Consider the following 21,701-nt stretch of genomic DNA (forward strand, 5'->3'; position numbering starts at 1 on the left):
CCCCGGACCGCGAAGCGGACCGGGGGCTCGCCGCCCGGCGATCGGGCGTCAGACGGCGATGTCGAGCTCGTTGCCCGGAATCGAGGCGAGCAGGCGACGCGTGTAGGGGTCGCGCGGATTCGTGAAGATCTCCTCGCTCGACGCGGCTTCGACGAGCGCGCCGTCTTTCATGACGCACACGTAGTCGCTGATGAGGCGCACCACCGCGAGGTCGTGCGAGATGAACAGGTAGCTGAGCCCGTACTCCCGCTGCAGGTCGCGCAGGAGCGTCAGGACCTGGTCCTGCACCAGCACGTCGAGAGCCGACACGGGCTCGTCGCAGACGATGAGGTCGGGCGACAGCGCGAGCGCCCGCGCGATGGCGACACGCTGGCGCTGGCCGCCGGAGAGCTCGGACGGATAGCGGCGGAGCATCGTCTGCGGAAGCGCCACGTCGTCGAGCAGCTGCCGCACGCGCGCCGTACGCTCCTTCGCCGAGCCGCGCTTGTAGAACTCGAGCGGCTCGGTGATGATCCGCTCGATCGAGAACATCGGGTTCAGTGACGAGTAGGGGTCCTGGAAGATCGGCTGCACCCGCTGGCGGAACTGCTTGAGGTCGCGGCCCTTCAGCTTCGCGACGTCCTGCCCGTCGAAGCGGATCTCGCCGCTGGTCGGCTCGACCACCTTCAGGATCATGCGCGCCGTGGTCGTCTTGCCCGAACCCGACTCGCCCACGATCGCGACGGTCTCACCGCGCGGGATGGCGAACGAGACGTCGGAGACGGCGCGGAAGTCCTCTTTGCTGCCGCGCACCTTGTACACCTTGTTCAGGCCCTCGACCTCGAGGATGTGGTCGGGAGCGCCGTCCGCAGTGGTGGCAGGGACCCGTTCGGTCGTCGCGGCGGGGGCCTCGGCATCCGTCCCCTCGTCCCTCGGCGTGATGTCTGCCCGGGGGACGCCGGGGACCGAGGTGCGGAACACCTCGGGCCGCAGGCGCACGGCGGCCACCGACGGTGCCGCCTTCACGAGCGCCTGCGTGTAGGGCTGCTGCGGGTCTTCGAGGATCTGACGGGCCGGCCCCTGCTCGACGATGCGCCCGCGGTTCATCACAACGACGCGGGAGGCGCGCTCGGCGGCCAGACCGAGATCGTGGGTGATCAGCATGACCGCCGTGCCGAGCTCGCCGGTCATGCGGTCGAGCTGGTCGAGGATCGTCTTCTGCACCGTGACGTCCAGCGCGCTGGTCGGCTCGTCGGCGATGAGGAGCTTCGGGTTGCAGGCCAGGCCGATGGCGATGAGCGCGCGCTGACGCATGCCGCCCGAGAACTCGTGGGGGTACTGCTTCGCACGCTCCGCCGCGTTGGGGAGGCCTGCTGCCTCGAGCGTCTCGATGACGCGGGCGTCGACGTTCTTGCGCGTGGCCAGGCCGTGGGCGAGCAGGGTCTCGGCGATCTGCTTGCCGATCTTGGTCACCGGGTTGAGGTTCGACATCGGATCCTGCGGCACGAGGCCGATGGTGCGGCCGCGTACGCCGCGCATCACGCTCTCGGGGGCGCCGACGAGGTCTTCACCCTCGAGCATGATGCTGCCGCGTGTGACCTTGCCGTTGCCGGGAAGGAGGCCGATCACGGCCATCGCCGACGTCGACTTGCCCGAGCCCGACTCGCCCACGATCGCGAGCGTCTCACCGGCGGCGAGCTCGAAATCGACTGCCTCGACCGCACGCACCGGCCCTTCGATGGTCTGGAACTCGACCGCGAGATCGCGGACCTGGATCAGGGGAGTCCCGGCAGCGAGACGTTCGGTGGATCGGGCCATTGGTCCATCCTGCCCCTCCCGGCCCGTACCCGCATCCGTCCCTCCACAGCCTTTACGCAGTCGTAACGAGCGGACTGCACCGTCGCGGCCCGCGGCGGCGAGCAGGCGGCACGCCGAGACATGCCGAACCTCGCCAGTATGCTCACCGTCACCACCGCGGCGAGCGTCCTGACCGCCCGGCGCATCCCCGACCGCCGCGGCGCCGAGCGCACTACCGTGGGAGCATGGCGGCCATCGACCTCAACGCCGATCTCGGAGAGACCGTCGGCGGCGTGCCGACGGCGGACGACGAGGCGATGTTCGCGGTGATCTCCAGTGCGAGCGTCGCCTGCGGCGGACACGCGGGGGATGCCACGTCCATGCGCGAAGCCGCCGCCCGGGCCACGCGTCACGGGGTCGCGGTCGGTGCGCACCCCGCCTACCCCGATCCGGCGAACTTCGGTCGCCTCCCGATGGGGATGCCACCCGACGACCTCGCGGAGTCCGTCGCGATGCAGCTGGGCGCGCTGATCCTCGCCGGTGCCGACGTCCGCTATGTCAAGCCGCACGGCGCGCTTTACCACGCCGTCATCGTGGACCGCTCGCACGCCCGCGCCGTCGCCAGAGCCGTCGCGGATCAGTCCGCCCTGATCGGGAGAGCGCTGCCCATCCTCGGCCTGGACGGAGAGATCGCCGCCGCGGCGGCGTCGGCGGGCCTGCCGTTCGTTCGTGAGGCATTCCTCGATCGGGGATACACGCGCAGCGGCGGCCTGGTGCCGCGGACGTCCCCGGGCGCGCTGCTCGACGATCCGGTCGAGGTCGCCGCGAGAGCCGTCCGCCTCGTGCGCGAGGGCGTCGTGCGCGCGGAGGACGGGACAGAGGTCTTCGTGCAGGCGGCGTCGCTCTGCCTCCACGGCGACAGCCCCGCCGCGGTCGAGATGGCCCGCGCCGTGCGCTCGGCGCTCGACGCGGAGGGCATCGAGGTGCGCGCCCCGTGGTGAGTGCCCGGCTGCTCCCGATGGGCGAGCGGGCGTTCCTGCTGGAGACGACGAGCCTCGACGACGTGCTCGCGGTCCACGCGGCGCTCCGTGAGACACGTCCGGAGGGTGTCGCGGACCTCGTCCCGGCCGCGCGTACGGTGCTGGTGCGGATCGATCCGCAGGTGCTCCCGCTCGCCGCCGCCCGTTCCTGGGCCGTGGCTGCCGCCGACGCCGCCGGCCCTGCCCGAGCCGAGGACGCGCCCCCCGTCGAGCTCGCTGTCGTGTACGACGGTGCCGACCTCTCCGAGACGGCTGCGCTCCTCGACGTGAGCCCGGAAGCTCTCGTGCGCCGGCACGCCGCCGCGTCGTGGAGGGTCGCGTTCACCGGCTTCGCGCCGGGATTCGGGTACCTCGTGAGCGACGACTGGCCCTACGACGTGCCGCGGCTGGACTCACCGCGCACGCGCGTTCCGGCCGGGGCCGTCGGGCTCGCGGGCGGGTTCTCCGGCGCCTACCCCCGTGACACGCCGGGTGGGTGGCGGCTGATGGGCGCGACGGACGCGGTGCTGTTCGATCCGGATGCCTCGTCCCCGGCGCTCCTCGCGCCGGGTGGGCGCGTGACCTTCCGGCCCGTCGACGCCCTCGACACGGTCGTCGTCGCATCCGGAGCCCGCACCGTCGAACGGGCGGCCGCGCCCGCGTTCGAGGTGCTCGAATCGGGGCTCCTCGCGACGCTGCAGGACCTCGGCCGCGACGGGGCAGCGTCCCTCGGCGTGGCGAGGTCGGGAGCCTTGGACCGCGCCGCGCTGCGCACCGCGAACCGGCTGCTCGGCAACCCCGAGTCGGCGGGCGCGATCGAGATCACGATGGGCGGGTTCCGCGCCGTCGCGCGCACCGACCTCTGGTTCGCCGTGGCCGGCGCCTGGGGTCCGGTGCGTCTGGGCGGCCATGAGGTCGACCCCTACGAGGCGCACGCGTGGCCGGCCGGCACCGAGCTCCACGTCGATTGGTTCGCGCACGGCGCCCGGGCCTACCTCGCCGTGCGGGGAGGCCTCGACGGCCGTGCCGCGCTCGGGTCGCGATCGACGGATCTCCTGGCCGGTCTGGGCCCGGCCGCGCTGAAGGCCGGCGACCTGATCGGCGTGCGGGACGAGGCATCCGCCCCCGTCCCTGTCGCCCCGCTCGCACCATGGGGCGCGCCCCACGACGACGAGCTCACCCTCGAACTGGCGCCGGGACCCCGGGCGGACTGGTTCTCGCCGACGGCGCTCGCGTCGCTGTTCGAGTCGGTGTGGATCGTGTCGAGTCAGGCCGACCGCGTCGGGGCGAGGCTCGACGGTCCTGCCCTCGAGCGCACGCGAGGCGACGAGCTGCCGAGCGAGGGCATGGTGCCGGGCGCGCTGCAGGTGCCCCCGAGCGGCCGTCCGACGGTCCTCCTCGCCGACGGGCCGGTCACGGGCGGCTATCCGGTGATCGCCGTGGTGACGGATGCCTCGCTCGACCTGCTCGCGCAGGCGCGGGCCGGCACGCACATCCGTTTCCGCCATGCGCGCGCGCCGGGGTGAACCGGCGGCAGCCCACGGTCACCAGTGGCGCAGGGTCTCCTCGACGGCAGCGTGCTCGCTCTGCGGGAGCGCGAGGAGCACGGCTTCCGAGACGCTCATCTCGGCGCCCGCCGCCTCGCCCGCCGCCACGCTGTCGGGGTCGCGGCCGCGGAGGATCTCGAGATACGGGGTGTGCACCGTGAACGCCTCGACGTCGAAGATGCCGATCCGGCGGCGGATCACTCCGGCAGCCACCGCGAGGGCCGCCGCCCGCCATGCCTCTCCGTGCGCCGCTGCGACGGCGCACACGCCCTCGAGGCTGTAGGCGACGCCCTCCTCGTAGTGCAGCCGCACCGACAGGAGCAGGGTGCGCACGAACTCGCCCTCCGCCTGCTCGATGCGTCCCAGCTGGAACGTGAGGCGGGCCCGCAGGTTGCCCGCGACCGAGGTGGTGAAGAGGTCTCCGCGTGCGGCGGCCACCTCGGTCGCGCGGTCGAAGTGGGCCAGCGCGTCGTCGGTCTGGCCGCGCACCCATGCCAGTCGTCCCAGCGACACCTCCGTGATCGCCTCGGCCCATCCGTTGCCGAGTTCGCGCAGCTTGGCGACGGCCTTTCGCAGCTCCTTCTCGGCCTTGGCGATGTTCGGGTCGACGAGCTGCACGCGAGCGGTCGCGCGCGCGGCGAGCGCCATCGCCGCGGCATCCTCGTCCCCGCTCTCGGTGAACAGCCGCACGCATTCGCCGAGTCCGGCGACGACCTGCTCGCTGGGGCGCTGCCACATCTCGCCCCACAGCGCGAGGAACCAGGCCACCGCCCGGGTGTGCTGGGTGATCGGGCGCTCGTGCTGCTTCTCGAGGAGCTCGAGCATCCACAGTCGCACCTCGGCGAAGAAGCCGGAGATCCACCAGTAGATGAGCAGGCTCCAGGCGAAGTCGCCGGCGTCGTCGAGCCGGTCGGTGTAGATGAGGTGGCGCACCGCGGCCCGGAGGTTCGGGAGCTCGAGACCGAGCTCGACGACCGCGTCCGCCTGCGTCTCGCCGCCGAGGCCCGGTGAGACGCGGCGAACGAGCGCGAAGTAGTAGTCGGCGTGCGCCGCGCGCATGGTGTCGGCCTCGCCGCGCGCCTTGAGGCGTCCGATCGCGTACTCGCGCACGATGGCCAGCAGCGAGAACACCGACCGCCCGCCGATCTCGGTCTGCTTCACGAGGGAGCCGTCCACGAGCGCCGCGAGGGAATCGATCTCCTGTCCCTCCCACGAGCGGCCCGCGCCGAGCGCCTCGACGGCGTCCAGCGTGAACCGTGTCGCGAAGACGCCGAGATCCTCGAGGAGGTCGCGCTGCGCGCTCGGCAGCAGGCTCACGCTCCAGTCGATCGTCGCGCGCATCGTGCGGTGGCGTTCGGGGAGGTCTCGCACCGCCGCCGTGAGCAGAGGCAGGCTCTGCGCGAGCCGGTCGGCGATGCCGGCGGGCGAGAGGATGCGCACCTTTGCGGCGGCGAGCTCGATCGCCAGCGGCAGACCCTCCAGGCGGCGGCAGATCTCCGCCAGGTCGGCGGCGTTCTCCTCCGTCACGTCGAACCCCGGCTTGACCGCCTGCGCGCGGTCGACGAAGAGTGCGACGGCCGCCGACCGGCTGGCTCGGTCGATGCTGGCCGGAGCGTCTCCCGGCGGCGTCGTCAGCGCCGGCACCTCGAACACGCGCTCGCCGCGGATGCGCAGCACGATGCGGCTGGTGACGAGGAATGTGGCGGTCGGGGCCACCGTGTACAGGCGCACCAGCACAGGGGCGGCATCCACGATCTGCTCGAAGTTGTCCAGGACCACGAGCACCTTCCGGTCGGCCAGCGCGTGCGAGATGCGCTCCTCCAGTCCGGCCTCGCCGTTGTCGCGGATGCCCAGCGTGTACGCGATCGTCGGGAGAAGCAGTCCCGGCTCCAGCACGCCCTCCAGCAGGACGAAGTAGGTGCCGTCGGGAAAGAGGTCCTCGGTCGCGATCGCCGTCTCGATGGCGAGGCGGCTCTTGCCGATGCCGCCGGGACCGATGAGGCTCACGACCCGGTCGGTGCCGCGCGCGAGCAGGTCCCGAACGGCGGCGATGTCGGCCTCGCGGCCGATCGTCGTGGTGTACGGCACGGGGACTCGCGCCACGAGGGCGGCGGCTGCCGTCTCCGGGTCGGGCTCTTCGTTCAGGCGGGACTCGTCGAACCGTTCCGCCAGGAGCATGGCGAGGTCGCTCGCGACCTGGTCCTCGAGGTCTTCGGGGGATTCGAAGTGCAGGTAGGCCGCCGTGTCGTCGGCCTGGATGCGCGAGATCAGCTCGGTGAGGCGGTCGTCGCGGGCATCGGACGCCTTGATGTAGATGAGCTTCGGCATGGTCCTGGGCGCCAGGTTGTACTCGTCCTCGAGGCCCGAGATCTCCTCCTCGGGCGCGACCCACCCATAGCTCGAACCATAGATCCCGACGAACACGTCGCTCTGCGACAGGTACGACCGATACAGCTCGCGCGGCGGATGCGGCCGTGCCCCGAGCTCGAACATCACGGGGGCGAGCCGCATGCGCTCGATGGCGCCCTTGACCACGCGCCGCTCGTCGGCGAGCTCGCGCAGCGTGGAGCTCACGAACACGCGGATCCGCTGATCGGGGGTTCGGATCACCGGATGCGGCGACTGCGGGTTCACCATCGGAGGAGCGCCTCCCTCGCCGGGGCCTCGACGTCGGGCAGCGCGAGGGCGACGGCTTCGGCCGGGCTCATCTCGGCGCCGGCGCGCTCGCCGTCTGCGACGCCCTCGGGATCGATCTCGCGCAGCGCGGCGAGCGGCTGCTCGTGGACGGCGAACCCCTCGACATCGAACATCCCCGTCGTCTGGCGCAGCGACCGCGTCACCGCGGCGAACACCCCGGCGCGCCACGCGTCGCCGCGGATCGCCGCGATGGCGCACATTCCTTCCAGTCCGTACGCGGCGCCTTCGAAGAACCGCAGTCGCGCCGACATGTCGAGCGTGAGGAACCACTCCTGCTCGGCCGCCTCGACATCGCCGAGCACGAAGAAGATGCGGGCTCGGTTGTTGCCGGCGACCGCCCGGGTGAAGATGTCCCGCTCGGCGTCGGCGATCTCGGCCGAGCGGTCGAAGTGCACGCGGGCGTCGGGGATCGACCCCCCGCCGACGCTGATGAACCCGAGGCCCACCTCGGCCAGCGCCTCCCCCCATCCGTCCCCGAGCCGGTGCAGCGTGGCGACGGCCTGCGTGAGCTCGGTGTGCGCGGCGACCGCGTCCGGGTTCGGGAACTGGATGCGGGTCGTGCCGCGCGCGGCGAGCGCCATGGCGGCGGCATCCTCGTCTCCGCTCGCGGCGAAGAGCCGCACGCACTCTCCCAGGTCGGCGACCACTTGATCGCTGGGTCGCTGCCACATCTCGCCCCACACCGAGTAGAAGAGCGCGATCGCCCGTGCGCGGTCGGACAGCGGGCGCTCGCTCTCGAGCAGTTCGACCATCCACAGCTTCACTTCGGCGAAGAGGCTCGAGATCCACCAGTACGGGAGGAGCTGCCAGGCGAAGTCGGCCGCTTCCTCGAACAGGCCGGCATGGACGAGGTGACGCGCGGCCGCGCGCAGGTTGGGAAGCTCGTGCCGCAGCTCCGCGACGGCGTCGGCCTGGCCGGGCCCGCGCAGACTCTGGGCGATCCCGCGCACGAGTCCGAGGTAGTGGCGACCGTGCGCGATCTGCATCTGCTCGAGTTCGCCGCGAGAAGCCAGGTGCTCGACGGCGTACTCGCGCACGATGGCAAGCAGCGAGAACGCCGACCTCCCCGCGGTGTCGACCTGCTTCACCAGGGATGCGTCGATGAGGGCGGCGAGCGTCTCGATCGCGCCATCGCCCCACGCCCGCCCGGCGCCGATCGCTTCGACCGCCTCCAGCGAGAAGCGGGCGGCGAAGACTCCGAGGTCCTCCAGCATGTCGCGCTGGTCGACCGTGAGCAGGCTCACGCTCCAATCGATCGTCGCGCGCATCGTGCGGTGCCGCTCCGGGAGGTCGCGCGCCGATGTCGACAGCAGCGGGAGGCTTCGCTCCAGTCGTTCCGCCACGTCGTGCGCGGTGAGCAGTCGCAGCTTCGCCGCGGCCAGCTCGATCGCCAGCGGAAGCCCCTCGAGCCGGCGGCAGATGTGGATGACGTCGGCGGCATTGTCGGCCGACAGCACGAACTCCGGCTTCGCTGCCTGAGCGCGCTCGGCGAACAGCAGGCATGCGGGAGATAACCGCGCGCGCTCGAGCGTCGCCCGCACGCCCTCCTCGGGCGCGGCGAGCGCGTCGACCTCGAACACCTGCTCGCCGCGGATGCGCAGGATGCTGCGGCTGGTGACCAGGAACACCGCTTGCGGCGCCAGCGTGTACAGCTGCACCAGGACCGGCGCCTCCTCGATGATCTGCTCGAAGTTGTCGAGGACGATCAGCACCCGGCGACTCTCCAGGGCGCGGGCGATCCGCTCCTCGAGCGACCCGCCGCCGGTGTCTCGGACGCCGAGGATGTAGGCGATCGTCGGCAGCAGGAGGTCGGCTTCGAGCACGCCCTCGAGAGGGACGAAGTAGGTCCCGTCGGGGAAGAGGTCGGCGTTGGCGTGAGCCGCCTCGATGGCGAGGCGCGACTTGCCGATCCCCCCGGGTCCGATGAGACTCACGACGCGATGCTGACCTCCGCCGAGGAGGGCGCGCAGTTCGGCCAGCTCTCCTTCGCGGCCGATCGTCTGGGTGTACGGAACGGGCACCCGCGCGGCCACCGACTCCGACGCCGCCCAGGCGGCGGCGTCTCCGGTACGCGACTGATCGAACCGCTCGGCGAGGAGCGTCGCCAGGTCTGCGGCGACCTGGTCGCCCAGCTCCTCGCTCGACGCGAAGTGCAGATACGCGGCGGTGTCGTCCGCCTGAATGCGCCCGATGAGCTCTGTCAGTCGTTCGTCACGCCGGTCGGCATCCTTGATGTAGATGAGCTTGGGCATGCTCCTGGGCGCGAGGTTGTACTCGTCCTCGAGGCCGGAGATCTGCTCTTCGGGCGCCACCCAGCCGTAGCTCGATCCGTAGATCCCGATGAACACGTCGCTCTGCGCGAGGTAGGACCGGTAGAGCTCCCGGGGCGGATGCGGGCGCGCCCCGAGCTCGAACATCACGGGCGCGAGTCGCAGCCGTTCGATCGCATCCTTCACCACCCGACGCTCGTCGGCGAGCTCGCGCAGCGTCGAGCTCACGAACACCCGGATCCGCTGGTCGGGCGTGCGGATCACGGGGTTTCGGACCCCAGTCATGTGCACATCATGGACCCGCCAGGACCACTCCCGCCATCATTCTTCGCGGACTGGACCGACCCGCACCCCGATCACCCAGCCCGGATCGCCCGGTCGGATGGGGGAAGAGACGGCCCATTTCGCGGGTTATACCGCAGCATCCGAAACTCGTCAAGGATCCCGCTGGACATGGCGCGTCATCCCACGTATAGTTGGTAGTTGCGCTCTTGGATTCCCCCTGCCCTCATATGGTGGTCGGCTGTGCCTGCGCGCCCTCGCTCCATCGGCGAGGCGTGACGCGCGGGCAATCGGGGACGACGACTGAGCACTCCACCCTGACGACAAGGAAACGTGCCCCTGAACCGGGCCCACGGAGGTAATCCCCTTGGCTGCTGCGCGCAACGCATCCACCACCACCCCCAAGAACGGCCGCGGAGCTTCCCGCCTCTCGTTCGCCAAGATCTCCGACACGCTGACGGTCCCCGACCTGCTGGCGCTTCAGACCGAGTCCTTCGACTGGCTCGTCGGCAATGACGCGTGGAAGACGCGCGTCGCCGAGGCCAAGGCGGCCGGTCGCTCGGACGTCCCCGAGGTCAGCGGCCTCGAGGAGATCTTCGAGGAGATCTCTCCCATCGAGGACCTGAGCGAGACCATGCAGCTCTCGTTCACGAACCCCTACCTCGAGCCCGAGAAGTACTCCATCGAGGAGTGCAAGGAGCGCGGCAAGACGTACGCCGCCCCGCTCTACGTCGAGGCCGAGTTCATGAACCACCAGACCGGTGAGATCAAGACCCAGACGGTCTTCATGGGCGACTTCCCGCTCCAGACCGACAAGGGCACGTTCATCATCAACGGCACCGAGCGTGTCGTGGTGTCGCAGCTCGTCCGCTCGCCCGGCGTCTACTTCGACAAGACCCCCGACAAGACGTCCGACAAGGACATCGTCTCGGCCCGCGTCATCCCGAGCCGCGGTGCGTGGCTCGAGTTCGAGATCGACAAGCGCGACCAGGTCGGTGTGCGCATCGACCGCAAGCGCAAGCAGTCGGTGACCGTCTTCCTCAAGGCGCTCGGCCTGACCAGCGAGGACATCCTCGCCGAGTTCGCCGGCTTCGAGTCGATCGAAGAGACGCTGTCGAAGGACACCATCCTCTCCAAGGAGGACGCGCTCCGCGACATCTACCGCAAGCTCCGTCCGGGCGAGCAGGTCGCCGCCGAGGCCGCCCGCGCGCTGCTGGACAACTTCTACTTCAACCCGAAGCGCTACGACCTGGCCAAGGTGGGTCGCTACAAGATCAACCAGAAGCTCGGCCTCGACAAGCCGCTCACGGACTCGGTGCTCACGGTCGACGACATCGTCGCGACCATCAAGTACCTCGTCCGCCTGCACCGCGGCGACGTCACCTTCGAGGGCGTCCGCGCCGGCAAGACGGCCGAGATCCGCCTCGACATCGATGACATCGACAACTTCGGCAACCGTCGCATCCGCGCGGTCGGCGAGCTCATCCAGAACCAGGTCCGCACCGGTCTGTCGCGCATGGAGCGCGTCGTCCGCGAGCGCATGACGACGCAGGACATCGAGGCGATCACGCCGCAGACCCTGATCAACGTGCGTCCCGTCGTCGCCGCGATCAAGGAGTTCTTCGGAACGTCGCAGCTGTCGCAGTTCATGGACCAGAACAACCCGCTCGCGGGCCTCACCCACAAGCGCCGCCTCTCGGCCCTGGGCCCCGGTGGTCTGTCGCGTGAGCGCGCCGGCGTCGAGGTCCGCGACGTCCACCCGTCGCACTACGGCCGCATGTGCCCGATCGAGACGCCGGAAGGCCCGAACATCGGCCTCATCGGCTCGCTTGCGTCGTTCGCGCGCATCAACGCGTTCGGCTTCATCGAGACGCCCTACCGCAAGGTCGTGAACGGCAAGGTCACCGACCAGATCGACTACCTCACCGCGTCGGAGGAGGACGACTTCATCGTCGCCCAGGCCAACGCACCGCTCAAGGCCGACGGCCACTTCACCGAGGACCGCGTCCTCGCGCGCAAGAAGGGCGGCGAGGTCGACCTGTTCCACGCCGACGAGATCGGCTACATGGACGTCTCGCCGCGCCAGATGGTGTCCGTCGCGACCTCGCTCATCCCGTTCCTCGAGCACGACGACGCCAACCGCGCGCTCATGGGCGCGAACATGCAGCGCCAGGCTGTGCCGCTGCTGCGCTCCGAGTCGCCCGTCGTGGGCACGGGTATGGAGGGCTACGCGGCGATCGACGCCGGTGACGTCGTCACCGCCGACAAGTCGGGCGTGGTGCTCGAGGTCTCGGCCGACGTCGTGACCGTGCAGCTCGACGAGGGCGGCACGCAGGACTACTTCCTGCGCAAGTTCGACCGCTCCAACCAGGGCACGTCGTACAACCAGCGCGTCATCGTCTCGGCGGGCGACCGCATCGAGGCCGGCGAGGTCATCGCCGACGGCCCGGCGACGGAGAACGGCGAGCTCGCGCTCGGCAAGAACCTCCTCGTCGCGTTCATGACGTGGGAGGGTCACAACTTCGAGGACGCCATCATCCTCAGCCAGGACCTCGTGAAGGACGACACCCTCTCCTCGATCCACATCGAGGAGTACGAGGTCGACGCTCGCGACACCAAGCTCGGCAAGGAGGAGATCACACGGGACCTCCCCAACGTCAGCCCCGACCTGCTGAAGGACCTCGACGAGCGCGGCATCATCCGCATCGGCGCCGAGGTCCGCCCCGGCGACATCCTCGTCGGCAAGGTCACCCCGAAGGGCGAGACCGAGCTGTCGGCCGAGGAGCGCCTCCTCCGCGCGATCTTCAACGAGAAGAGCCGCGAGGTGCGCGACACGTCGCTGAAGGTCCCTCACGGTGAGCAGGGCACCATCATCGCGGTCAAGGAGTTCAACGCCGAGGACGGCGACGACGAGCTCGGCTCGGGCGTCAACCGCCGCGTCGTGGTCTACATCGCCCAGAAGCGCAAGATCACCGAGGGCGACAAGCTCGCCGGTCGTCACGGCAACAAGGGCGTCATCGCGAAGATCCTGCCGGTCGAGGACATGCCGTTCCTCGCGGACGGCACCCCGGTCGACGTGATCCTCAACCCGCTCGGCATCCCCGGTCGAATGAACTTCGGCCAGGTCCTGGAGACCCACCTCGGATGGATCGCGAAGCAGGGCTGGAAGGTCGAGGGCACCCCGGAGTGGGCCGCCCGCCTGCCGAAGGAGGCCTTCGAGGCGGCACCCGGCACCAAGGTCGCCACGCCGGTGTTCGACGGCGCATTCGAAGAGGAGATCGCGGGTCTGCTCGACTCGACGCTCCCCACGCGCGACGGCGATCGACTGATCGACTCGTCGGGCAAGACGCAGCTGTTCGACGGGCGCTCCGGCGAGCCGTTCCCGGCTCCGATCTCGGTCGGCTACATGTACATCCTCAAGCTGCACCACCTCGTCGACGACAAGATCCACGCGCGTTCGACCGGACCGTACTCGATGATCACCCAGCAGCCGCTCGGTGGTAAGGCGCAGTTCGGTGGCCAGCGCTTCGGTGAGATGGAGGTGTGGGCTCTCGAGGCCTACGGCGCCGCGTACGCCCTCCAGGAGCTCCTCACGATCAAGTCCGACGACATCCTCGGCCGCGTCAAGGTCTACGAGGCGATCGTCAAGGGCGAGAACATCCAGGAGCCCGGCATCCCGGAGTCGTTCAAGGTGCTCATGAAGGAGATGCAGTCGCTCTGCCTGAACGTCGAGGTGCTCTCGGCCGACGGCACAGCGGTGAACCTCCGCGACACCGACGACGACGCCTTCCGCGCCGCGGAAGAGCTCGGCATCAACATCTCCAGCCGCTTCGAGTCCTCGTCGATCGACGAGATCTGACCCGGCCGGCCCGATACAGAATTTTCGACACAGGAGAACTGAGAACTAGTGCTCGAGTCAACCACTTTCGATCAGCTTCGCATCGGCCTGGCCACTGCCGACGACATCCGTCGTTGGTCCTTCGGTGAGGTCAAGAAGCCTGAGACCATCAACTACCGCACCCTGAAGCCCGAGAAGGACGGCCTCTTCGGAGAGCAGATCTTCGGGCCCTCCCGCGACTGGGAGTGCGCGTGCGGCAAGTACAAGCGCGTGCGCTTCAAGGGCATCGTCTGCGAGCGCTGCGGCGTCGAGGTCACCAAGTCCTCGGTGCGCCGTGAGCGCATGGGCCACATCGAGCTCGCCGCTCCCGTGACCCACATCTGGTACTTCAAGGGCGTGCCCTCGCGCCTCGGGTACCTCCTCGACATGGCGCCGAAGGACCTCGAGAAGGTCATCTACTTCGCCGCCTACATGGTGATCTCCGTCGACGAGGAGGCGCGTCACCGCGACCTCGCGACGCAGGAGAACAACATCCGCCTCGAGCTGAAGACGCTGGCCGACCGCCGCGACTCGCGCATCGCCACCCGCCTGGCGAAGCTGGAGGAGGAGCTCGCCGCTCTCGAGGAGGAAGGCGCCAAGGCCGACCAGAAGAAGAAGGTCAAGGACGCCGCTGAGAAGGAGATGGCCCAGATCCGCAAGTCCGCGGACGACCAGGTCATCCGTCTCGAGAAGGTGTGGGAGGACTTCCGCACGCTCGAGGTCGGCCAGCTCAAGGGCGAGGACGAGATCTTCCACGAGCTGCAGGACCGCTTCGGTCAGTACTTCGAGGCCCACATGGGCGCCGAGTCGATCAAGCGCCGTCTCGAGGCCTTCGACCTCCAGGCAGAGGCCGACAGCCTCCACCTGCAGATCTCGGAGGGCAAGGGCCAGCGCAAGATCCGCGCGATCAAGCGCCTGAAGGTCGTCAACTCGTTCCTCGCGACCGGCATGTCGCCGGCTTCGATGGTCCTCGACGTCGTCCCGGTGATCCCGCCGGAGCTGCGCCCGATGGTCCAGCTGGACGGTGGCCGCTTCGCGACCTCCGACCTCAACGACCTCTACCGTCGCGTGATCAACCGCAACAACCGCCTCCGTCGCCTGATCGACCTCGGCGCCCCCGAGATCATCGTCAACAACGAGAAGCGCATGCTGCAGGAGGCCGTCGACGCACTGTTCGACAACGGCCGCCGCGGTCGCCCCGTCACCGGTACGGGCAACCGCGCGCTCAAGTCGCTGTCCGACATGCTCAAGGGCAAGCAGGGCCGGTTCCGTCAGAACCTGCTCGGCAAGCGCGTGGACTACTCGGGTCGTTCGGTCATCATCGTCGGGCCGCAGCTGAAGCTGCACCAGTGCGGTCTGCCCAAGCAGATGGCGCTCGAGCTCTTCAAGCCGTTCGTGATCAAGCGCCTGATCGATCTCGGTCACTCGCAGAACATCAAGGCGGCCAAGCGCGCCGTCGAGCGTACGCGTCCCGAGGTGTGGGACGTGCTCGAGGAGATCATCCGCGAGCGCCCCGTGCTGCTCAACCGTGCGCCCACCCTGCACCGCCTCGGCATCCAGGCGTTCGAGCCGCAGCTCGTCGAGGGCAAGGCGATCCAGCTGCACCCGCTCGTCTGCGCCGCGTTCAACGCGGACTTCGACGGCGACCAGATGGCCGTGCACCTGCCGCTGTCGGTCGAGGCGCAGGCTGAGGCCCGCATCCTCATGCTCGCGTCGAACAACATCCTCAAGCCGTCGGACGGCCGTCCGGTCACCCTGCCGTCGCAGGACATGATCATCGGTCTGCACCACCTGACCACGGTCAAGGAGGGTGCTGCCGGTGAGGGTCGCGTGTTCGGCTCGGTCGGCGAGGCGATCCTGGCGAAGGACGAGGGCACCCTCGACCTGCAGGCGAAGGTCCGCATCCGCATCCCGGGTCTCACCTTCCTCGAGGGCGAGGCTCCCGACGGCTACGAGCGCCACGGCCTCGTGGACGCCTCGCTCGGTCAGGCGATCTTCAACGACACGCTCCCCAAGGGCTACCCGTTCGTGCGCGAGCAGGCCGACAAGGGCAAGCTGTCGCAGATCGTGAACAAGCTGGCCGAGGAGTACCCGAAGGTGGAGGTCGCCGCTTCGCTCGACCGCATCAAGGACGCCGGCTTCTACTGGGCCACCCGTTCGGGTGTCACCGTGGCGCTGAGCGACATCCTCACGCCGCCGAACAAGGCCGAGATCGTGGGTGGCTTCGAGAAGCAGGCCGCGAAGGTCCAGGCTCAGTTCGAGAAGGGTCTCACCACCGACGCCGAGCGTCGCCAGGAGCTCATCAAGATCTGGACCGAGGCGACCGACGCCGTTCAGAAGGCGATGCGCGAGAACTTCCCCGAGGACAACACCATCAACCGCATGGTGTCGTCGGGTGCTCGCGGTAACTGGCTGCAGATCCGCAACATCGCGGGTATGCGAGGCCTGGTGAACAACCCGAAGGGTGAGATCATCCCGCGCCCGATCATCTCCTCGTACCGCGAGGGTCTGTCGGTGGCGGAGTACTTCATCGCGACGCACGGTGCCCGCAAGGGTCTGGCCGACACGGCTCTGCGTACCGCCGACTCGGGCTACCTCACGCGTCGTCTCGTCGACGTCTCGCAGGACGTCATCATCCGCGAGGAGGACTGCGGCACGACCAAGGGCCTCGAGCTGCCGATCGCCGCGCTCGGCGCGGAGGGCACGCTCGTGCGCGATGCGAACGTCGAGAACTCGGTGTTCGCCCGTACGCTCGCGGCCGACGTGGTCAGCCCCAAGGGCGAGGTCCTCGCCGAGGCGGGCGACGACGTAGGCGACGTGCTCATCGACAAGCTCGTCGAGGGCGGCGTGGAGTCCATCAAGGTCCGCTCGGTCCTGACGTGCGACTCGGCCGTCGGCGTCTGCGCGAAGTGCTACGGCCGTTCGCTGGCCACCGGCAAGATCGTCGACATCGGCGAGGCGGTCGGCATCATCGCCGCCCAGTCGATCGGTGAGCCCGGTACCCAGCTGACCATGCGTACCTTCCACACGGGTGGTTCGGCGTCGGCCGACGACATCACGCAGGGTCTTCCCCGCGTGCAGGAGCTGTTCGAGGCGCGCACCCCGAAGGGTGCGTCCCCGATCGCCGAGTCCGACGGCCGCATCACGATCGACGAGACCGACAAGTCGAAGAAGGTCATCCTCACGCCCGACAACGGTGACGAGCCGCACGTCTACCCGGTCCTGAAGCGCGCGACGCTCCTGGTCGAGGACGGTCAGCACGTCACGGTCGGTCAGCCCCTGCAGGTCGGCACGCTCGACCCCAAGGAGGTCATGCGCGTCATGGGTGCCCGCGAGGTGCAGAAGTACCTCGTGAACGGCGTCCAGGGCGTGTACCGCTCGCAGGGTGTGCCGATCCACGACAAGCACATCGAGGTCATCGTCCGTCAGATGCTGCGCAAGGTCACCGTGGTCGACCACGGCGAGACCACGCTGCTCCCGGGTGAGCTGGTCGACTTCAAGCGCTACCAGAACATGAACCGCGAGGCCGTGGCCGAGGGCAAGCGCCCGGCGTCGGGACGTCCGGAGCTGATGGGTATCACGAAGGCGTCGCTCGCGACGGAGTCGTGGCTGTCGGCCGCGTCGTTCCAGGAGACGACGCGCGTGCTGACCCAGGCGGCGATGGAGGGCAAGAGCGACCCGCTCGTCGGCCTCAAGGAGAACGTCATCATCGGAAAGCTCATCCCCGCCGGAACCGGACTTGCGAAGTACCGCAACGTCTCGGTCGAGGCGACGGAGGAGGCCAAGAGCGAGCGGTACCCCAACCGCATCTTCGCCTCGGACGGTGCGTACAGCGACGCCGACCTGAGCTACGTCGACTTCGACAGCTTCTCCACCGACGGCGACTTCAGCGGGAACTACAACTAGACGCCAGTCAGAGCGAAGGCCCCCGGGATCATCCCGGGGGCCTTCGTCGTGCGTGGTGCGGTCGTCAGACGCCGGTGGTGTTCGACCACTCGGGGGTGCCCGACGAGCCCGAGCCGCTGGTCGAGCCGACGTTCTCCTTGACGCGGTCGGCCGTGACCTGGGCCTCTTCCTTGACCGTCTCGACGGAGTCGGTCGCGGCCTGCTTGACGCGGTCCGCAGCGTCCTTCGCGGGCTGCTTGAGGTTCTCTGCGACCTCGCGCGCGGTATCGCCGGCCTTGTCGAGGAGCGGCTGCGCCTGATCCTTCAGCTGCGACGCCATCCGGCGCTCGCGGTTCGAGGCGGGGATCAGCAGCGCGGCGACGAAGCCGATTCCCGCGGCGACGGCGCCCACGACGAGCGGTGCGCCCTGCGTGGTCTGCTTCGCCTTGTGGGGCAGCTCGGCGACGGCGTCTCCCGCCGACGAGACGGCGTTCGAGACGGCGTTGCCCGCCGAGGACGCGGCGTGGGCGGTCGAGCTCCCCACGTCGTCGGCCGCTCCCATCACGCGCTCGCGGACGTCCGCGAAGCGGGTGCGCAGGCGCGTCTTCTGACGGTCCACGATCTTGCCGGGCGTGACCTTGTCGGCGAGAGCGTCGACGTCCTGGCCCAGCTGCTGATGCGTCTCTTCGATGTCGGCGCGGATCTCATCCGGATTGCTCATCGGTTCTCCTCATTCCTCTTCAATGTCTCGGGGATTTCCTTGATGGTCTCGACGGTCTGGGGAGCCCCGCGGACCTTCCTGACCTCGCTGCGCCCCACGGCGAACAGCACGGCGGCGATGATCGCCCAGAGCACGGCGACGATCACCGCGGACCAGCCGTTGCCGATGAGGGTGCCCAGCGCCCACCAGAGCGCGATCGAGAGGAAGAGCACCGCCATCATGCCGCCGTAGGCGGCACCGCCGAACATCCCGGCCCCGGCGCCTGCCTTCTTGGCAGAGTCGGTCAGCTCCGCCTTGGCGAGCTCGATCTCCTGCCGGATCAGCGTCGAGAGGTCGCGCATGACCTCGCCGACGAGCTCGCCGAGCGAGGAGTCCGCCGCCTGCTGCTGCGAGGGAGTGTCGAAGGTGGGGTCTGTCATGGTCGATCACCCTGGGTGCCGGGGGCGGCCCACGGGTCGCTCGGCGTGGTGTCGTCCACTGCCCTCTCGCCGGAGCCGGCGTCGACGGCGCCGGCTCCGTAGCCCGCAGCGTCCCCGCCGACCGTGGTTCCCTGTCCCGACGCGACGGCGGTCGCGAGAGGCGTCTCGTCGTATCCCGGCGGGGTCGCCGTGGCGCCGAGCGCCGGGTTCGTGCCGTTGCCGGTCGCCGCGGAGAACGAGGTGCTCTCCTGCGGCTCGCCTTCGCGCAGCGCTCGCACGACGCGTCCTGCGACCACGCCGACGCCGGCGGCGATCGCGAGGAACAGGCCCGTGTTCCGGCGGGCGAAGCCGCGGACGTCCTGGACGATGTCGGCGGGCTCGCGGTCGGAGAGCCAGCTGGCGGCGGAATCCGCCCGCTTCGAGAGCGTGCGCACGAGGGTGCTCGCTGCGCCGGACTCGGTGCTCGCCGCCATCGAGGAGAACTGCGAGCCGACGTTGCGCAGTCCGTCCGCGGCACGCTGCTTCTGCGTGGACGCCTGGTCGGTGAGCTGCGTGCGGGCGTCGTACAGCAGGCCGCGCGCAGCGCTCCTGGCTTCGCGGGCGACGTGGGATGCCTCGTTCTTGGCGACGCCCGCGACGTTCTTCGCACCCGCTCCGACCTCTGCGGCGGCGTCGGTCGCCTTGTCCTTGAGGCCCTCTCCGCCGGAGTCGGTGTGGTCCGGTGATCCTGTTTCGTATGTCGTCATGACAACGCTCCTCCTCTTCATCCGCGGTGGCGATGCGGCGCCCTGCGGGGAGGGCGCCGACTCTCGCGATCGGTCCCCATACGCTCTCCCGCGACGGGTCCTGCGCCGAGGGGGTCGCGCTTTCGGGCCCACCGGGGTAGGGTGCGCGCCCCTCCGGCGCCCGCCGAGGCATCCCCGCGCACGTCGGCCGAATGCCGGGACCCGCGCCCCACTGCGCGCCGTGCCGGGGCATCCGTCGTCGCCGCCCTTACCGTGGAGAAGGAGGTGGTGGGGGCCATGGCACGCGTGGGTGGGCGCAGCACGGTGATCGCCGTGCCGGTGGGCGTCCTCTGCGTCGCGATCGTGGCGGCGCTCATCTGGCTGTCGCTGCCGATGGTGCCCGTCACGGTGGCCTGGGCGGGCGACGTGCTCCGCAATGCCACCACTCCCGCGCCCGCCGCGGAAGCCGCCGACAATGCCGCCCGGCACGCCCTCGCGGGAGACGCGGTGGACTGCCGCGCGCTGTACTCCAACAGCCTGTGGAACGAGCTGACGTGGCAGGGACGAACGATCCTCGACCAGTCGTCCGATGCACCGCCCACCGAGGTGCCCGCCCTCGTCGAGGTGCTCGCGCCGGATGTGCGCCTCGCCTGCACGTGGACCGCGCAGGACGGCGGCACCGTCTCGAGCGCTCTCGCTGTCGTCGCCGCCGAGGGTCCGGTGCTCGCCGAGGCCGCCCTGCGCGGCCAGGGGTTCGCGTGCGGGGCCGCGGACGGCGTGGTGCGCTGCACGCGCGCGCAGGGACCGACGATCGAGGACCACGTGCTGCGCGACGGGCTCTGGCTCGCCAGCGTTCAGCGGTCGTGGCACCCCGATGACTACGCCGCGAGACTCGAGCGCTCCGTGTTCGGGTGATCGTCGCCCGCGAAACCACGGCACGCCTCCGCGGCGCGCGGGGCGCGCCGGGCTACCCTCGCACTGCGAGACCCTGTTTCCCGCGTGAGGAGTGCCTGCGATGAGTGACCCCAAGTCGACCTACGGCGAACCGGTCGAAGAGCCCACGCCTGTGGACGACGTCGTCGGTCGTGCGCACGAGGGCCTCGCCGAAGCCGAGGCTGCCCGCGAAGGGTCGGCAGCCGACACGACGGATGCCTCGGCGCCCGACCCGTCGACCACGCCGGCCGCACCGACCGAACCCGACCCGTGGGACTCGCCTGAGGCGGCCTCGCTTCAGCACGACTCCGCGGCCGCGGCACCCGCTTCCGCGCCCGACACCGCCGTGTACGACAAGCCCGCCGTCGCGGCGTACGAGCCGCCGGCCGAGACCGTGGCCGCCGCTCCCGTCGTCACCGCGAGCGAACCCGTGTCGGAGCCCGCCGCCGCGCCCGCCGCCGTGGCACCGCAGCCGATCTTCGTCCAGGCGCCGGAAGCGCCCCGTCCGCGAGGCAACCGCGCCGCCGCGGGTGCGATCGGACTTGTCGCCGCGCTCGCGTTCGCCGTCCTCTCCTTCGCGGTGTGGCTCGGGCTCGCGGCGCTCTCGGGCGGCGTGTCCACGGAGACCTTCGCCGGCCTCGCGCTCGGCACGCTCGGCACCTGGGTCTTCTGGGTGCCGGTGGTGGCGTTCTTCCTCGCGTTCTGGCTGCTCGGGGCGATCATCAACCGCGGCCGCTGGGGCTCGTGGGTGATCTTCGGACTCCTCGTCGGCTTCGCCTCGTGGGGCGGCTATCTGCTCGGCGTGCTGTTCCAGGAGCAGTTCTGGAACATCACGGCATCGCGGGGCGCCGAGCTGATGAGCGAGCATCTCCTCGCTCCGCTGGGCATCGCGGCCTTCGTCATCGGCAGGGAGCTCACGATCTGGTTCGGCGCATGGGCCGCCTCGCGCGGCCGCCGTGTGACCGAACTGAACGTCGAGGCGCAGCGCGAGTACGAGCGCACGCTCGAGGCGGGCCCGCAGCTCGTCCGTCCGTAGATGACCGGCGGCGCGCGCGAGCCGGGAGCCGGGCCGGTCCGTCCGGCGATCGCGCTCGCCTTCGCGACTGCCGCCTTCATCGCGCTCCTGATCTTCGGGCTGGGGATGACGAGCCTCGTCAGCGGTCAGGACGTCATCGCCACTCCCGGGCTGGGACAGGTCCCGGGCGTCGTGGCGACGGCCGTCGCCGTGGTCGCCTTCGTCGCGGGATTGTGGGTGGCGGTTCGTCAGCGCCCCGCCTCCTTCTGGGGCTCGGCGTGGACGACGGCGGCGGCCTACCTGGGCTACCTCGCCGGCATGTGGTTCGGCGCGCTCGCGACCGGCGCCGGACCGGCCGTCGCGGCCGCGATCGCCGGCCGCGTGGCGACCTCCTGGTTCGGTCTGGTGGTCGCCGGCGCGGCCTTCGTCTCGGCGTGGGGCGGCATCGCGCTCGTGCGTACGCGAGCCCGCCGTCCGCGGTGGCCGTGGGAGGACGAGGACGACGAATGACGGTCGGGACGGATGCCGCGGCATC

General features: G+C 70.1%; 13 protein-coding genes. 7 read left to right on the plus strand and 6 right to left on the minus strand.

Translation table 11 applies throughout. The features are described from left to right. Nucleotides 1-48: 48 nt before the first annotated feature. A complete protein-coding gene (locus HF323_RS00965) occupies nt 49-1,797 on the minus strand; it encodes an ABC transporter ATP-binding protein (protein ID WP_169580712.1) in 1,749 nt (582 codons plus the stop codon). Nucleotides 1,798-2,021: 224 nt separating this feature from the next. Between HF323_RS00965 and HF323_RS00970 the strand changes: the two genes are divergently transcribed. After that, complete coding sequence (locus HF323_RS00970; protein WP_169580713.1) at nt 2,022-2,777, plus strand: 5-oxoprolinase subunit PxpA; 756 nt, start codon at nt 2,022-2,024, stop codon at nt 2,775-2,777. Beyond that, nucleotides 2,771-4,321, plus strand: coding sequence for an urea amidolyase family protein (locus HF323_RS00975; protein WP_317450958.1), 1,551 nt, complete (start codon nt 2,771-2,773; stop codon nt 4,319-4,321). The genes HF323_RS00970 and HF323_RS00975 overlap by 7 nt, the downstream gene beginning before the upstream one ends. Nucleotides 4,322-4,339: 18 nt before the next feature. Here HF323_RS00975 and HF323_RS00980 read toward each other — a convergent pair whose 3' ends face one another. Further along, complete coding sequence (locus tag HF323_RS00980) at nt 4,340-6,979, minus strand: DUF4062 domain-containing protein (protein WP_169580714.1); 2,640 nt, start codon at nt 6,977-6,979, stop codon at nt 4,340-4,342. Continuing rightward, nucleotides 6,973-9,594 carry a DUF4062 domain-containing protein gene (locus HF323_RS00985; RefSeq protein WP_169580715.1) on the minus strand — a complete coding sequence of 874 codons (2,622 nt, stop codon included), beginning with the start codon at nt 9,592-9,594 and terminating at the stop codon, nt 6,973-6,975. Before HF323_RS00985 ends, HF323_RS00980 begins: the two co-directional genes overlap by 7 nt. A gap of 364 nt (nt 9,595-9,958) precedes the next feature. On the opposite strand from HF323_RS00985, the gene rpoB reads away from it, so the two are divergent. Continuing rightward, the gene (gene rpoB / locus HF323_RS00990) at nt 9,959-13,450 is read left to right on the plus strand and encodes a DNA-directed RNA polymerase subunit beta (protein ID WP_169580716.1); all 3,492 of its coding nucleotides are present in this window, start codon (nt 9,959-9,961) and stop codon (nt 13,448-13,450) included. Nucleotides 13,451-13,498: 48 nt separating this feature from the next. Then, entirely contained in the window at nt 13,499-17,374 is a 3,876-nt protein-coding gene (gene rpoC / locus HF323_RS00995) for a DNA-directed RNA polymerase subunit beta' (protein WP_169580717.1), read from the plus strand. A 64-nt stretch (nt 17,375-17,438) separates the two neighbouring features. Here the strand turns inward: rpoC and HF323_RS01000 are convergent, their stop codons facing one another. From HF323_RS01000 to HF323_RS01010, 3 genes are read right to left on the minus strand one after another with little or no spacing between them, the layout of a single operon-like run. Beyond that, entirely contained in the window at nt 17,439-18,074 is a 636-nt protein-coding gene (locus HF323_RS01000) for a DUF3618 domain-containing protein (RefSeq protein ID WP_169580718.1), read from the minus strand. After that, nucleotides 18,071-18,493 carry a phage holin family protein gene (locus tag HF323_RS01005; protein WP_169580719.1) on the minus strand — a complete coding sequence of 141 codons (423 nt, stop codon included), beginning with the start codon at nt 18,491-18,493 and terminating at the stop codon, nt 18,071-18,073. Before HF323_RS01005 ends, HF323_RS01000 begins: the two co-directional genes overlap by 4 nt. Then, nucleotides 18,490-19,239 carry a hypothetical protein gene (locus HF323_RS01010; protein WP_169580720.1) on the minus strand — a complete coding sequence of 250 codons (750 nt, stop codon included), beginning with the start codon at nt 19,237-19,239 and terminating at the stop codon, nt 18,490-18,492. The genes HF323_RS01005 and HF323_RS01010 overlap by 4 nt, the downstream gene beginning before the upstream one ends. Nucleotides 19,240-19,380: 141 nt before the next feature. Between HF323_RS01010 and HF323_RS01015 the strand changes: the two genes are divergently transcribed. The 3 genes from HF323_RS01015 to HF323_RS01025 all read left to right on the plus strand — a co-directional run bounded on the left by HF323_RS01015 (nt 19,381) and on the right by HF323_RS01025 (nt 21,676). Continuing rightward, nucleotides 19,381-20,133, plus strand: coding sequence for a hypothetical protein (locus HF323_RS01015; protein ID WP_317450959.1), 753 nt, complete (start codon nt 19,381-19,383; stop codon nt 20,131-20,133). A gap of 100 nt (nt 20,134-20,233) precedes the next feature. Then, nucleotides 20,234-21,187: an ABC transporter gene (locus HF323_RS01020; protein WP_169580721.1), complete on the plus strand. Its 954-nt coding sequence runs from the start codon at nt 20,234-20,236 to the stop codon at nt 21,185-21,187. After that, entirely contained in the window at nt 21,188-21,676 is a 489-nt protein-coding gene (locus HF323_RS01025) for a hypothetical protein (protein ID WP_188241618.1), read from the plus strand. Nucleotides 21,677-21,701 lie beyond the last annotated feature (25 nt).

Source organism: Microbacterium sp. MF43, assembly GCF_012847295.1.
Taxonomy (GTDB): Bacteria; Actinomycetota; Actinomycetes; order Actinomycetales; family Microbacteriaceae; genus Microbacterium.